Annotated in this window: 22 protein-coding genes; 9 read left to right on the top strand and 13 right to left on the bottom strand. The window is 51.2% G+C overall.

The window, feature by feature from the left end:
- Window positions 1–12: 12 nt before the first annotated feature.
- Window positions 13–255 (bottom strand): hypothetical protein, encoded by a 243-nt coding sequence (locus tag FHW16_RS26340; RefSeq protein WP_182552245.1) that lies wholly within the window; start codon window positions 253–255, stop codon window positions 13–15.
- A gap of 110 nt (window positions 256–365) precedes the next feature.
- Here FHW16_RS26340 and FHW16_RS26335 point away from each other — a divergent pair, with 110 nt between their 5' ends.
- Window positions 366–896: an HD domain-containing protein gene (locus FHW16_RS26335; RefSeq protein WP_182552244.1), complete on the top strand. Its 531-nt coding sequence runs from the start codon at window positions 366–368 to the stop codon at window positions 894–896.
- Between the two features lie 13 nt (window positions 897–909).
- The gene (locus FHW16_RS28770) at window positions 910–1,062 is read left to right on the top strand and encodes a hypothetical protein (RefSeq protein ID WP_210278286.1); all 153 of its coding nucleotides are present in this window, start codon (window positions 910–912) and stop codon (window positions 1,060–1,062) included.
- A 70-nt stretch (window positions 1,063–1,132) separates the two neighbouring features.
- Here the strand turns inward: FHW16_RS28770 and FHW16_RS26330 are convergent, their stop codons facing one another.
- Window positions 1,133–1,981 (bottom strand): RDD family protein, encoded by an 849-nt coding sequence (locus tag FHW16_RS26330; protein WP_182552243.1) that lies wholly within the window; start codon window positions 1,979–1,981, stop codon window positions 1,133–1,135.
- A 458-nt stretch (window positions 1,982–2,439) separates the two neighbouring features.
- Here FHW16_RS26330 and FHW16_RS26325 point away from each other — a divergent pair, with 458 nt between their 5' ends.
- A complete protein-coding gene (locus FHW16_RS26325) occupies window positions 2,440–3,018 on the top strand; it encodes a hypothetical protein (protein WP_182552242.1) in 579 nt (192 codons plus the stop codon).
- Between the two features lie 55 nt (window positions 3,019–3,073).
- Window positions 3,074–3,253 carry a hypothetical protein gene (locus tag FHW16_RS26320; protein WP_182552241.1) on the top strand — a complete coding sequence of 60 codons (180 nt, stop codon included), beginning with the start codon at window positions 3,074–3,076 and terminating at the stop codon, window positions 3,251–3,253.
- A gap of 202 nt (window positions 3,254–3,455) precedes the next feature.
- Here FHW16_RS26320 and FHW16_RS26315 read toward each other — a convergent pair whose 3' ends face one another.
- The 3 genes from FHW16_RS26315 to FHW16_RS26305 all read right to left on the bottom strand — a co-directional run bounded on the left by FHW16_RS26315 (window position 3,456) and on the right by FHW16_RS26305 (window position 5,289).
- Window positions 3,456–3,803: a hypothetical protein gene (locus FHW16_RS26315; RefSeq protein ID WP_182552240.1), complete on the bottom strand. Its 348-nt coding sequence runs from the start codon at window positions 3,801–3,803 to the stop codon at window positions 3,456–3,458.
- 223 nt (window positions 3,804–4,026) lie between these two features.
- Window positions 4,027–4,221 carry a hypothetical protein gene (locus FHW16_RS26310; RefSeq protein ID WP_182552239.1) on the bottom strand — a complete coding sequence of 65 codons (195 nt, stop codon included), beginning with the start codon at window positions 4,219–4,221 and terminating at the stop codon, window positions 4,027–4,029.
- Between the two features lie 303 nt (window positions 4,222–4,524).
- Window positions 4,525–5,289, bottom strand: coding sequence for a hypothetical protein (locus FHW16_RS26305; protein ID WP_182552238.1), 765 nt, complete (start codon window positions 5,287–5,289; stop codon window positions 4,525–4,527).
- A gap of 1,163 nt (window positions 5,290–6,452) precedes the next feature.
- Here FHW16_RS26305 and FHW16_RS26300 point away from each other — a divergent pair.
- From FHW16_RS26300 to FHW16_RS26295, 3 genes are all read left to right on the top strand, one after another.
- Window positions 6,453–6,704: a hypothetical protein gene (locus FHW16_RS26300; RefSeq protein WP_182552237.1), complete on the top strand. Its 252-nt coding sequence runs from the start codon at window positions 6,453–6,455 to the stop codon at window positions 6,702–6,704.
- A 42-nt stretch (window positions 6,705–6,746) separates the two neighbouring features.
- Window positions 6,747–7,088, top strand: a complete 342-nt coding sequence (locus tag FHW16_RS29320; RefSeq protein ID WP_432652092.1) for a Rap1a/Tai family immunity protein — start codon at window positions 6,747–6,749, stop codon at window positions 7,086–7,088.
- 268 nt (window positions 7,089–7,356) lie between these two features.
- A complete protein-coding gene (locus tag FHW16_RS26295; protein WP_246711971.1) occupies window positions 7,357–8,046 on the top strand; it encodes an SOS response-associated peptidase in 690 nt (229 codons plus the stop codon).
- Here FHW16_RS26295 and FHW16_RS26290 read toward each other — a convergent pair.
- The 8 genes from FHW16_RS26290 to FHW16_RS26255 all read right to left on the bottom strand — a co-directional run bounded on the left by FHW16_RS26290 (window position 8,043) and on the right by FHW16_RS26255 (window position 11,411).
- Window positions 8,043–8,354: a DUF982 domain-containing protein gene (locus FHW16_RS26290; protein ID WP_182552236.1), complete on the bottom strand. Its 312-nt coding sequence runs from the start codon at window positions 8,352–8,354 to the stop codon at window positions 8,043–8,045. The two genes, FHW16_RS26295 and FHW16_RS26290, sit on opposite strands and share 4 nt — an antisense overlap.
- A gap of 64 nt (window positions 8,355–8,418) precedes the next feature.
- A complete protein-coding gene (locus FHW16_RS26285; protein WP_182552235.1) occupies window positions 8,419–8,802 on the bottom strand; it encodes a hypothetical protein in 384 nt (127 codons plus the stop codon).
- 638 nt (window positions 8,803–9,440) lie between these two features.
- On the bottom strand, window positions 9,441–9,713 hold the full coding sequence (locus tag FHW16_RS26280; RefSeq protein WP_182552234.1) for a hypothetical protein: 273 nt from the start codon (window positions 9,711–9,713) through the stop codon (window positions 9,441–9,443).
- A gap of 78 nt (window positions 9,714–9,791) precedes the next feature.
- Window positions 9,792–10,196 (bottom strand): hypothetical protein, encoded by a 405-nt coding sequence (locus FHW16_RS26275; RefSeq protein ID WP_182552233.1) that lies wholly within the window; start codon window positions 10,194–10,196, stop codon window positions 9,792–9,794.
- The gene (locus FHW16_RS26270) at window positions 10,193–10,498 is read right to left on the bottom strand and encodes a hypothetical protein (protein ID WP_182552232.1); all 306 of its coding nucleotides are present in this window, start codon (window positions 10,496–10,498) and stop codon (window positions 10,193–10,195) included. The genes FHW16_RS26275 and FHW16_RS26270 overlap by 4 nt, the downstream gene beginning before the upstream one ends.
- Window positions 10,491–10,694, bottom strand: a complete 204-nt coding sequence (locus FHW16_RS26265) for a hypothetical protein (RefSeq protein WP_182552231.1) — start codon at window positions 10,692–10,694, stop codon at window positions 10,491–10,493. The genes FHW16_RS26270 and FHW16_RS26265 overlap by 8 nt, the downstream gene beginning before the upstream one ends.
- The gene (locus FHW16_RS26260) at window positions 10,691–10,930 is read right to left on the bottom strand and encodes a hypothetical protein (RefSeq protein ID WP_182552230.1); all 240 of its coding nucleotides are present in this window, start codon (window positions 10,928–10,930) and stop codon (window positions 10,691–10,693) included. Before FHW16_RS26260 ends, FHW16_RS26265 begins: the two co-directional genes overlap by 4 nt.
- A 187-nt stretch (window positions 10,931–11,117) precedes the next feature.
- Window positions 11,118–11,411: a hypothetical protein gene (locus FHW16_RS26255; RefSeq protein WP_182552229.1), complete on the bottom strand. Its 294-nt coding sequence runs from the start codon at window positions 11,409–11,411 to the stop codon at window positions 11,118–11,120.
- A 949-nt stretch (window positions 11,412–12,360) separates the two neighbouring features.
- Here FHW16_RS26255 and FHW16_RS26250 point away from each other — a divergent pair.
- On the top strand, window positions 12,361–12,945 hold the full coding sequence (locus FHW16_RS26250; RefSeq protein WP_246711970.1) for a hypothetical protein: 585 nt from the start codon (window positions 12,361–12,363) through the stop codon (window positions 12,943–12,945).
- A 93-nt stretch (window positions 12,946–13,038) separates the two neighbouring features.
- Window positions 13,039–13,473, top strand: a complete 435-nt coding sequence (locus tag FHW16_RS26245) for a helix-turn-helix domain-containing protein (protein WP_182552228.1) — start codon at window positions 13,039–13,041, stop codon at window positions 13,471–13,473.
- The last annotated feature ends 8 nt before the right edge of the window (window positions 13,474–13,481 follow it).

Genomic DNA, 13,481 nt, shown 5'->3' with positions numbered 1-13,481 from the left:
CCCAAGCCACGATCATTCTCCCGTCGTGCATGAGGAAGCAGCCGGCTCTACATGAAGTGTATAGTCGCGGTCTTTCACGCCGTTCGCCTGGTCCTGCAGGATCCCGAGACGTGTCTTGGCGATTGCTGTGTGCAGATTATCGGCCGTCCCGAGTGAAACCATAATTCCCGGCCCACCTGCACCGACGAACTCGAGGTTCTGCCGCTCTGTTGCTGAGTGGCTCACATCGCCTTTGATTGATAGTCTTTCAGACATGCTTGTCTCCGTTGTTTTGAATACCAAAAGGTAAATCAAAATTGACTGATATTCTAGCGCTATTTCGCTATAAAGCGAAATGACGATTTGACGATAGAGAGAACACAGCGATGAATATTCCAGGAAATGCACTCTTATTTGCCAATGCTGCGCATGCGGCAATCGATCAACGCCGTAAATACACGGGACTACCCTATATCGTTCATCCAGTCGCAGTGGCGCAGCTCGTTAAGCAAGCAGCGAACTATGATGATGCCATGCTCTGCGCCGCCTACCTGCATGACGTGGTCGAGGATACCGGCGTCACCCTGGCTCTGCTGCGCGAATATTTCGATGTCCGTGTCTGCAAGCTGGTTGATGAACTGACCAACAAGGTTCCCATGAGCGCTGGCAATCGGAAGACACGGTTTAAGCTTGAGACGGAGCGGATCGCCACAATCTCGAACGATGCCATGACCATCAAGCTGTGCGATCTCATCGACAACACAGCCACAATCGTCGCACACGACCCGGATTTTGCCAAAGTCTACATGCGCGAGAAGCAAGTTCTCCTGACTGTTCTGCAGGGAGGAGATTTCGGCCTTTGGCAGCGCGCCGACAAGATCGTGCGCGATTACTGGATGGGCAAACCCTATGTCTGAGGCATTTGAACGAATGAACGAAGTATTGGAATCGTCCTTTCGTTCCCTCGAGATTCAGCAGCGCCGTAATGCGGCCCGGTTACAGCTTCTCATCTGGTTGAAGAAGCACGGCGGACTGGACAAGGAACAGAGACTGGAACTCAGGAGGCTGAAATACCATGCGTAGCTCTTCTCGACATACATGGTTTTTCTCTGGACGTGAAAGCCGCGCTTTCGCCATTTCGTCTCTTCGTTAATTAGCGAAAACTTGCGACCAGACTGCCGGCGGCTTTGCCCAACGCAATTGCGAGAGGTTCCGCGGCAGGTGAATTGAAATACACGGTTGCAAGCACGACAGCCGTAAGCACAACACCCACGCGGACATTGCTGGTGAAATATACCTCTACCCGAGCAACGCCTTTATCGTAGCTTGCCTGACCTTTTGTTTTCACCTGGCTGTGCTGATACAATTGCGTGAATAGAGAAACGAATGGAATCCCAAATCCAAAGCCAACAACGAGAACATTTAGCTCGCGAATGAGATAGAACAGAAAGCCCTCCCTGGCTCCGTCCTTGGCTTTGACGACTACGCCCATAAGGGCCTTTCCGAGAGTGTTCCCAAATATCGACATCGATAGCGCGTTGAACAAACCGAAGATGGGCAGCGACATCAGGATCGCGGCTACGCGATTATCCAATAGCTTGATGAACGTCTGACTGTGAGTGATCGCCACAATCATCAACAGCACGAAAATCATTGGAATCGACCATATGACCTGGTCGAGCCCTCTAGCTGCGAAGCGAGACCATGGTGAGCCCTGCACTTCGATTACGGGCGGTTCGGGCCGAAGGGATACTCTTGGTTCTTCTTTTACAGTAGCGGATGCAACGACAGGAGGCGGCTCTTTTGTGGCAGAGGGAAGAGGAGGCGGAGTTACGCGGAACACCCTGTTGAAAGCTTCCACAGTATCCGCTGGTTCCCAGCCAACAGCGCCTTCGGACCAGACCAGCGTTGACGGTTTAATTCGGCCGTCACGAATACGATCAATCATTTCCTGCTCGGACACTGGCCCGACAGGAGCTTCATTCTCTACGAAATGCCACAAGATACCCCAACTCCTCCAAGTCCCCACTTGCGTATTACCAAATGCAGCGAGTCCGGTAAATGGCGAATTCGCTATTTCGTCCCTTCGTCCTATCGTCCGTAGAGCGCCATTCTGCCACGAATAGAGGTGCTTCGTTTCCGGAGTGCTCAGGCGACAGAAGGCATCCCATACAGCGACCACGCGAATTTTCTAAGACTTCGTTCAATGCACGCTCGATAACTCGCGCGACATATACGCATTCGAACACAGCGCGTCACACAGCGCGTTCTAGCTCTTTCGCGTTCACATACACTTAGCAACACGTCAACGCGCTCTAGCGCGCTCTGTGAGTCAAATGTGCACATGAAAGAAAAGTTATCTATTTTGCAGTAAGTGACTTTACAAGCTTAGAGAAATGCTTATAGTCAAATCATCGAAGCGAATAAGAGACTTCGAAGCAACGCAGAAAGAGAAACATCATGACACAGACTAACGCAATCGCAGACATGTTCGCAGCACGTATTGAACGCGAGCAAGACAAAGCTTGCAGTGCAACACTTGCTAAGCTCAAAAAGAATTATGCTTATTTTCAGCAAGCAGCTATCGCAGAAATACTTGAAGAAAACGCAATCGATGCTGCATTCATCAACAAGCAGCAGAACGCGACGAATTTCTTCGACATGAAAGCGATTGATCGCACTACCGTTTATCTGCAAGTCGCGCTTAAGTCGCTTTCACTAGACAAGTTCACTGACAATGCGCGCACTGTATTCATGACAGCGTGCAAGCTGTTTGATGCTGACAAGCACATGACGCTCAATGATGCATGTGCAAGCTGCACAAGCGCGAAAGACAAGCGTTTTGCAATCGCTAAAGATCATGAGCAGTATATTTCACGTCGCGAGCAGATGCTTGAGGCTGCAAAGCGTCAAGCTGAAATGTCATTGAAGTCGCTGCAAGCGCTCAACATGATCATTCTCGTTTCGAAGCACACATATAAGCTCAATGCAGATAGCACAATTGTGCAGAAGCTTCGTTCTGTTATCGAAACAAAGTAAATCAAAATTGATTGACTAGCGCGAATGCTAGTCGATCACACTTGCGAGAAACATCATGAAAAAGAACAAAGTGAAGAAACACGTATTGAGCGCGCAAGCACATGCGTATGACAATGCAGCAAGCGAACTGATCGAAGTCGATACTACAACAGACTGCAACGTCTTTAGAGATGCAATTCGCGAGACGCGAGACGATGCAAACTATACGCTTGAAGCACTAGCGCGCTACTTGTAGCGCGCTTTTCGCGCGAAAATGGCGCATTTCAAGGCGCCTGGCGCGGGAGGCGGCGGAGGATGGTCTGCCAAGGCGTTCTAGCTGCCCATGCCTGAATATGGCCCCGTTCCCCAAACTACCGTGCCTTGGCACGCCAACCCAGTCCCCAGACAAAAGGCGCCCCTTGCGAGACGCCCTGTTGATCCTAACAGTTCCGCCCAGTCTAGATCTGTGCCAGTTCCGGATAGTCACGCTTGAGTGCCGCGCGTTCCTCCTGGCGACGCTCCCAGGCCTCGCGCTTTGCCTTGAGCGATTTCGCACGCTCGAGCCGCATCTGATCGAGACATGCCTGAATCTCCGTCGAGACTTCCTCCGGCGTCATAAGACCGATGCCCTTCAGCTGCGCGGCATAACGCTTGATTGTGTCATTGATTGCCTTTTGCGTATTCAGGCCCTCCTCAGCCGACATCTTCGCCTGCTGCGTATAGTCCGACAGCGCCAGAGCGTGCTCGAGTGCCTCTGCGGCCTTGCGAACCGCCGGAGAGAATACGCGCTTGAGAAGATTTGCCATTTGAGTCGTCCTTTCGTCATTTCGTTAAGTCGTTTTCGACAAGAACAGATTCGCAAATGCCCTGATGGATGTCGGACGGCTTGTTCAGGTTAAGTGACGAGGGAAGGGACCGGCACTGACGCCATGGCGAGCCCATGGAGAGGGAAGGGGCCTCGTGCCTTGGCATACCGAGGCTAGGTCAGTGCGAAGCCAATCGCAGCCCACGCTGCGATTGGCTTGTTGCCTAGAATGCGTAGATGGTCATCCAGGAGATGAATGCGACGGCGGAAATGAAGGAGGCGATGGCAAAGGCTGCGAGCAGATCCTTGCCATCGATGGTGAACGCCTCATCCTCACTGGACTGTGCCTGGTTCGTCTTGGACCTGGTGTCGATCATGAACTGCCTCTCCAAATCGCGGATTGTCATGGTGTCGCGCATTCAATTCGTCCTTTCGTGTTTTCGTCTATTCTGAGTGTAACGAATGCACGAAGGTGATCGAACGGTAAGTCCTGGCAATGAGAGCGATGCGGTTCAGCCCTGGGGACGGGTTTGCCATGGTCCGGGCATTGGATCGCCTTCCCGGATCATCATCAGGGAATAGCAAGCCATTCCTGACGCCGGCTCCCATGGAGCCCACCGGTTCCTAATTCCGCCTCGGCATACCAAGGCAGCCCTGATCCAAAGAAAAAAAGAGACGGTCCCTCAACCGTCTCCTTCATCAATCTTCCATGCTCTGCTCTGTTATGCTGCCATCAACACCTCTTCCAAACGGCGCGCCTGCGGTGTGTCGAGCACCTCGTAGATCGCAGCTTTTCCAGTGCCGGCGTTGCGGATGATACCGAGCGTCTCCAGGGCGACGATCGTGGATGACTTCTGTGTCGGCGCAGTGTTGGCCGAGACAGTATGGCGAACCAGCATCTTGTGCAGAGTGCCTTGAATGCGGATCTTGTCGGACGTTGCGCCGAGCGCCATTTCCGTCGTGAACTTCTCGCCGGCATTCTTGAAGCGGAACAGCGACCGGCAGATCGCATTGTTGATGGCATTTGACAGCTCGGAGCCGGTATTGAGTGCGTTGATGATATCGATCATCTTATCGACGGCGTAGACGTTGAAGCGCTCGCCGTCAGACACAGATCGGTTGATGAAGCCTGAGGAGATGCCGGAAGAGAGCAGGCCAGCGACCTTGGCTCCTTCGATCATCTTGGCGCGGCCCTTGGCCAGCGTCTTCTGGATGTTCTCATTGTCCGGGTTCTTCGCCTTCTGAAAGGCTGAACGCTCATCAAAGGCATTGGCAACCTCGATGCGTGTCTGGTTGATGCTCGCCTCATCCTGGGCGAAGGTCTCAAAAATGGTCTGATAGGTGGGCTTCACGTCCGGCTCAGCGGTCTCGGCCGATGCCTCGATTGTATCGGACTCGATCTCGGCAAGTGCCTGCACAAGCACGGACTCTTCCTCAACAGTAACAGTTTCAACGGCGGGTGTATTCTTTGAATTCTTACGGGGCATGTCAGTATTCCTTATGTGTGTTTGCTTGTTCGAAATGCTTGATTGCTTTCGATGTTCAAACAATATCGCACGGAATGCTGGCATAATACTGGCTAGTATAGGCAAGTGACGACGCGGAACGGCAAGGAATACACTGGCACCGCAGGGATCCGCCGCGGTTGACCTTGGTAGACCTTGGAACGCCGCGGTTCAGAGCCGGAGTCCATGGTTTCCCGTTTTCTCCCTTCGCCATCGTTCGTCTATATTCTACTACCTAAAGATATACGTAATAGACGAAGCAAGGCGAATTGTGTGAAAGGGAAAGAAGGTTCCGGAGCAACCCATGGTTTCTGGATCTCCGGACAAGACACGCGCTCGGTTCCTGAAAACGGCATCGACCTGGCGAAAAGGTGAGGCGGCATCCGCAAAGACACCGCCTCAAGTCGTGCACGCGTTCAACGTGCCATGCAACACACTAGAAAGAGGCGCGTAAGAAATCGCGCCGTGTGCAGTGAACGTCTGCATCTGTGTTGTAGCAGAGGCTCGATCGGGTTGAAAATGGTGTGTGCAGGTAAGTTGTGGATCGCCATGGCAGAAGGGTAGGGCGGTTCGGTTTGGTGAGAGGCAACGATGGCGCGGCGCCAACCGTTCCTCAGCACTCACTTTCAGCCGTCTATCCACCCTCTCTCTGCTCTAATGCATCTATACGACCTTTGTGCTCTCTATAGGTCTGATCGCAGCCTCTCTGTCTCTTCTGTAGACGCTCATGCGTATATCTGACCTCTATGCTCTGGTGCGAATAGTGAGCCTTGGTTCGAATATGTTTCCGAGCAGCGCTGGTCTAGCTTTTCTCTGTGGTGCGTATGCTGCGCTGTTTCGCTCGAGGTTTAGTTCTGAGTGTATTCCGTGCTGCCGATCTGTTGTCTCGTTCGTCTTAGCTGATGGCCGCTCTCTGTGAGCTTCTGTAGAGCTTGCCGGAAATGTTACGCTATGTTGTCAGATTGCCGAAAAACCGGTTTTGGGGATGGTTTTGTCAACATCACGTAAACATCACGTATCAAATTTACCTATTTTGACTTGGTGAGCTTACAGTTTTGACAACTTCGCGTGCCATTTGTGTGGTAGAACGTTACCCAATGTTACGCGATGTTGACAAAATGCCTGTTGGAGGAAGGACCGCTCATATGGTTCTGGTAACGCCACCTAAGCGAACGGAGCCATATCCCGATCGTGACATCGATTGCGAGGAGGCGATCGAGCCGCGGTTCTTCGAGTATCTTGCGAATGTGGATCTGACGATCTTCTGGGAGACTTATCTCCGGAACGATTTGGTAAGCGAGGCGAAGGCTGCAGGCTGGGGTCAGGAGGAGGTTCAACTTGCGATCAGACGTCTTTCCACTGCCTACGAACTGATGCTGAATGATATTGATATTTAGGTTGCACTAGAATGTGACTGAATCTTGGGGAAGGGTGGGGCTATGAGAATCTGGAGAATTGCATTGTTTGCGATTGCGTGCGCTGCGAGTGTGAACTCCGCACATGCGGGTTTCTATAATGGCAACGATCTCTATAATGTATGCAAGGATAATACGAAGGACGAATACATTCTCTGTCTAGGTTATACGCAGGGATCTGCAGACTCGTTCGATGTGATCCGTTTGCTTTCAAAGAAAGAGCCGTGTCTTTTAAGCCCTATCAGCGGCGAGCAGGTAGCGGATGTTGTGACAAAGTATCTGAAGAACAATCCTGACAAACGTCACGAGCCTGGTGGGTTTCTCGTCAACAAAGCATTGACAGAGGCATTCTGTTCGAAGCCCTAACGAGCCTCATTGGCGGTGCCAAACACGTTGCCCACCTTGTTTTTGCAATTCACATTTTTGCATGCGAGGAACTTTCTGAGCGTATTGATCCTCGCGTGAAAACCATATTTTCTTCCGAGGCGATTTTTATCCAGACGCATCTTCCTGAAACAGTCTGGGCAATAGGCATAGAGATGCTCCCAGCTGTCCAAATCGGAGAACTTGGTGACGTCGGCAACGAGGCGTAAATGCTTAGGTCCGGACATATCCTTGACGCTCAAAACGGAATATGTTCCTTATTTGTTCTCATTTAGGAAAAGAGTCAAGAAGGCGAACGTCGATGTGCAACTACTTTAAGCTGGCGAGCAATCAGGCGGAGATCACTCTGTTCACTCGCGCTCTGCGAGATATCTCTCGCAACCTTGAGCCCGATATCAACGTCTACAAGAACTCCTTTGCCCCTATCGTCCGTAATGGCACCGATGGTGTGCGAGAGATGGCGACTATGCAATTTGGGCTGCCCACGGATCCTAAGCATCTGGTCGGCAAGAACTACGATCCCGGTCAGTCAAATATCCGCAATTCACATTTTCCTTGGTGGAGACAATATCACGGGCTTGAAAACCGGTGCGTCGTGCCCGTGACCAGCTTTGCTGAGCCGGCCCCTTACAAGGATGAGGCGGGAAAGACGCCCAATGTGTTCTTCGCCCTGGATCAGACCAAGCCGCTGTTCTTCTTTGCCGGTATGTGGACACAGTGGACCGGCGTGAGGCGCGTCAAAGATGGGCCTGGTGATTTCACCCTGTTTGGCTTTCTCACGACTGATCCAAACAATGTCGTCAAGCCGATTCATCCAAAGGCAATGCCGGTGATCTTGCGCACACCAGAGGAGGTCGATCATTGGATGACCGCACCCTTCAAAGAGGCTCTCCAATTACAGAAGCCGCTTCCCGACGACACGCTGTTGATTGTGAATTAGCGGCGATATGCGCCACGGCGCTTGAATCTGTGCTCAACCTTGCCGGTCGATTCAGGTCTCTGGGTTGCCATGGTCCATACGTTGTCCTGTTCGGCCGCCTCTAGAAATGCGATCCTCGCGACGCCCGGAGAGATTTTGCCCGCAAGCGCTTCAAGACAGGCTTCTCGCGCTGCCCTGTGCTTCTCTCCCGCGTCGTCAGGCCATTCCTCCAGCAAATACCTTGCCAAGTCGCCCACGCTCGCTAAAACGCGCATACGGCCAATCTGAGCTGTTTCAACGGCGACTTCCTTTACCGCATAGTCCATCATGACTCGCCTCACTCGGTGCTTAAGGCGAGTCTAACGGGTGGATCAGGAAAAGGTTGCGCTGGAACTAGTCCTGAGAGAGTTCCAAGTCATCCTCGGGCCGGGTGGCGAAGTTCTCGAATTCAGGGGAAATGAACCCGATTGAGCGATCTACGACTACGCGCTCTGGATAATATTCGGTTCGGAAGATCACCCTGTCAGCAAGCAGAAGCAAAATCGGATCGTTGTAGCGATGCGCACCCAACTCGAAGAATCTCTCGTTAAAGAAATCCGGCGATGATCCGCCGTGGGCCATCGCAGTATCCTCGGTGTAGACGAGCGAGACGATATCATGGTGATTATGGGCGTCCTCTACAGCTTCTTTAAAGAACTCCACATATCGAGAACTGAAGTCGCCCATGTATTCGCCTTCGAGACGGGTTAGTCCGAAAGGTGGTGTAAGCTCAGGCATTGATTATCTCCCACTAGCTGAGGTTAGGATTCAATGATGTGCCTAATTGATGCAAGTGACAAAATCGCTAATCCGCCGGCCGCCATGGGATTCGCCCAAGGTCAGCCATGGCTGCGTGCAGATACGAGAAAACGCGCCGTAGCGCGTTCCTGGTTATATCTGTCTTCACGATTGTTCATTGATCGCGCACCGAGTTGACAGTGCCCATTGAGTCCTGCCGCAGGTGCAGGTCAACGAAGGGTGCGGATCGTGAGCAATCAAGCGGGTTAGTTCCGTAACAACACCTGCTGCCGGTCGAGCCGGACAATGTGAGGCATACGTTTGAGAAGATCTCACCCAGATAATCCTGACGGATGGGCGACTATCGGACTTTGCTCCAAATGGCAGCATTACCGTATGTGTGTCGGCGCTTCTTTCAGCCGGGCTCATTTGATCTGAGGTAGCCACCCTCTCATGTAATTCCAGGTCATTTGCTGTTCTCGTTCTTTCGCGCTTTCGTCTTTTCGTTCTTTAGTTATATGACGATTTGACGAGGCGTTCAAATGGTTGCTGTTGGTAACGAGAGGGCAGGGCGGTCCATGGCTGAGCTCACCTGCAAGAAAAAGACGGTGAGAGCCGCCTTTACTTGTTAGTCGGTGTTACCAATCAAAGGTAGGAAGGCTGTCGATGTGATCTGCATCGCGGTCAAGAACGACGTAATCGATACCCTGTTGCACGACCCACTGAAATACCTTCCAGAGGTCATCAGGAATTTCGCCCTGATCATCGTCCCTCGCATAGAGAAACCAGCCATAGTCGCCATATGTGCCGCCCAAGCACGGACGGTTGACGTTGTCGTTCAATAACGCGGCTGTCTCAAATGATACGTGAGCTGTGGAGACCGTGATGAACTTACGGATTTCAAGGGACATTTTGCTGCTCTCTGTTTTGCTGTGCTTATGTTCAGTTATAGCAAGCAGAAAGCAGGAAGTCGGATGGAACCTATTGGACTATTTCAGTCGCGGAGTTGGTATCATGCCGCCAGCGGGCATTGTCCGTGGCTTGCCCTGATAATCAAAAACGTAAACAATGGGATTGTTTTCGCGGCGCCTGGAAGCGGCAAGAATGTGGCTTGTCACATCTAAATTTCTTAACCCAGCGGCTCTGACTGAATTTTGGCCCGAGGTAAGCTCCTCAAGGAGTTTGGAAATAGACAGTCTGGCAGAAACATCGGGGGTTTCTACTTTCAAAGTCTCAAGCTTTTTTGCGCGCACCTCGCCCAAGCGCTTCTCCAGGTCTTTCCGGCGCGCTTCCAGATCGTTTGACTTTGCTATCAAGCCGCGGCTCTCCCACATTGCGATCGCGAGAGCTGCGATTGGCAGGCCGAAGCCAAATACGTAAAGGAGAACTGTCATTTCAGCCCTTTCTCAAGAGTGTGCATTCCCACTCTATGTAGGGAGTATCCTATCACAAACAAACCCAAGCACAATGCAAGGTAGGTTCCGCGGATGGCTTCATCCCAATTTGCCCAGTTGGTTGTAAAGGCAAAAGGAGACGCAACCAAAGCAGCTAGAAAGCAGCCCGTCGAGAACCGATCCCACGCTGCTGCGGTGTATTTAATAAGCTCATTATGTTGAGGATGATCCTGGACGGCAATCGTCTCCAGTTCCTCGATCAAGGCGTCCTCTTGTTCGTCGAGGCTCTTTTCGTCAGCCATTTAGCGTCTTATCCTCTTTAGCACGATCCGAGTGGCAATCAGGTGATCTGTCATGCGAAAGCCCTCCGTAAACTCGTCCATTGATAATAATCGCCACATTCAGTGACTTGGCGATCTCTCGCATCTCCCGATAGACGCGCTCTAGCGTATCCCGCTCTGCTTTGGTAGGCGGCTTGGCGAAACAGATATCGCTCATCGTTCGCTTCTCCAGGGCCAGAAGGGCAGGGTAGCCATGAAGTTTCTGCCGGCGCTTACAGGATCATTCGCTTTTGCAATCTGTTGCTTTTCCTCGACAGATATCGCGAACACTTGACCGCCCATACGAAGGAAGAGTTTCGTGTGATCCATTCCCAGCTCAGCTGAGCCATCCTCCGGAAGATGATCGTTCAGCGCCTCTGCGATGTGGTTGTAGACATCATTTCGGGTTGTCATCGTTCTCTTTCGACAAGAATTGCCCTGCACATGCATTCTCGCACCATAGTGGATTGGTTGGTGTCGAGTGAGCCTTGGAACATATGCTTTTCGATTTCGACCGCCAATTCATAGACATCTTCGGGCACGGCTCTCGCGAACACCTGTTCATATAGCGTGGCACCGCTTCCAATCGTGTATCGACTTGTCATTGGTCCTGTTCCCTCGTTTCAAGCGCGGCGTGAAACTTACCGATGAAATCACCACTGTAATTGGCGATCTGCTCCTCGTCGTCAAGCCCGTTGATGATCGCTACCCAGCCCTGGTGAACGCCATAGCCGTCATACAGAGTTAAGGTCATTTCATCGCAAGCTTCCAGAGCCTCAATGCACTTTGATACGTCCTGACCACGATAGTCCGGATCTGTGTGATCGTCGTAGAATGCGGTGAGTGTGAACCCGGATGCGACTGCGGCTGTAAGGAGATCTTTGAGGATGCTCATAATCGGCTCTCTGCATGTTGCTTATGATCGATTATAGCAAGTGTGACAGTGGATATCGGTTGGTTAATACAGGCTTGTTTTCATTGGTTAATACTCGGTTAACCGTAGCTAATATACCCTTGGATTCTACTGGGTGGGCGCAAATTCAAAGCCTAACAAATGCAGTTGGAAAGCGCTAAAACGAAGGCCAGACTGAGCGCCGTGCCCGCTACGAACCCAATGAATATGGCGCCGAATATCAATTATCGGCATTTACAAACGATCGTTTTCTAATGACTTCCGTGTTTGAACAGACCTCCCTACAAGGCCAATCGGTTATGGTCTGTTGAATGTTTAACGTGCAACGACTACATAGGTTGAAACGCGTGCAATTTTCCGAAAGGTCAATTGGATGAAACGAACGGGCTGGCTGAATCGTATGTGCCGGTTTGTTTGACAAAACAGAATGACACAGGTAGTGTGTCGATATTGTTTCAAAGACATGTTCAAGGATCCCTTGAACTGAATGTATACAGAAAGCCTGCGAGCCTTAGCAACTCGCGGGTTTTTTGTTATGGAAGCGGCTACCATTCGGGTGGTAACCAACCCCATCACTTATCGCTTACGAAAGCGGTCGGCGATTGATAGTAGTGCGTCAACCGCTAGCGGTATCGTCAAAACTAAGATCACTGTTTCAAAGAACATGAGGATCTCCTTTCTGAGTGGCTGGGTTGGATTGTCGTTTTAGCAGAACGACCCCACTGAATCCGGCGTTTTGCGCCACCCCGAAGTGACCCTTCAACTCTCCTTCCGACTCCAGTTTGCCAATTCCAATATCCCACACATTTGCGATCAAGTAAAAAGTGCTTGTGGATAGGGATGGAACAGATGTGGAACGGCTCGTATGGGTCATTCGGCGAAATCGGAATTCTATTTTGCAAATCCACAATTTCTGGATTAGCCATAAGGTATGTCACGAAACAAAAACCATCCGAACAAAGGCCCCGAGACTCATACCGTCACGATCGGGGATCCCGTGGCGATGTGGGAGAAATTGGCGTGGGATGTAGATGTCTTTCAGGATATCCAACGCTCTTATCCAGCTGAAGTTCAGCCATTGGTTTATGCAGCGATCAATGTTTGTATATGCGCCAAAAGCCTTGAAGATTGGACGAGAACAATTGGAATAAGAAGCCTTCGCGATAAGGGACAAGTTATTGGCGAGCCAGAATTTAACAGTCTCCTCCTAGCATCAGTGCCAGAGCAATCAATTTGCTCGGACGTGGCTAACACGGCTAAACATTCAAAGTTTCAAGAGAAAAATTGGCTCGGCGGGACAGTATCAATATTCTGGGAAGAGGGTGACGAGGACATTCCCCCGGGTTTTGCTTTATACCATATCACGCCAGGTGAGGTCGCAAGCCCTTTTGCTTTCAACACATTCGAACAGCTGCTGAATCACTGGTGGGAATTTCTAGTATCTTTGGATCTCGCAAAGGGTGCACGTCCTACACCCGATTGGCTAAGGAATAAATTTAACAAGATTTTTCGCTAGCTCAGCACCATCGACACGGCGAGGCGTATACAATTCTGGGCCGAGTAGATATTGGTTCGGCAGCATCCAGCTCACGAGAAGATTCATTTTACCATGGCAGATTCACTAAATAACGACGTCAATAAAGAAGCGCTCGATTACACCAGCAAGCGCCCTTCGATCGAGAGCATTATCAATCACCATGCGGACAAAAATCGATTTGCTTCGGAAGATATCATAAGCCACAAACGACGCGCGGATATTGCCGAAGTGCGGGTAGATGCGATTGTGGAAGTGTATTCCAGGCGGCGTGATCTTAGCCTTACGGACATCGGTATTGCATTTGGCGGCCGCAACTATGCGACGATCCGGACTGCCCTGGAGAAGCGTGGAATCAGCTTGCCGACATCAGGAGTGATTTACCGCGAAGCGGTGATAGCTGATGCCAAGGAAGGCTTTACCCCAGATGAGCTTGCGCATCGGCATCATTGTTCGAATGCCAGCATTCGAAAAATTCTCTATGAGGCGAAGGTTCCGTTCAAGTCCTAAGCGTGGAA

This window comes from Phyllobacterium myrsinacearum (assembly GCF_014138285.1).
In the GTDB taxonomy this organism is placed as follows: domain Bacteria; phylum Pseudomonadota; class Alphaproteobacteria; order Rhizobiales; family Rhizobiaceae; genus Phyllobacterium; species Phyllobacterium myrsinacearum_A.
Note: the sequence above shows the minus strand (reverse complement) of the source record. Positions and strands in the feature narration are given on the sequence as shown.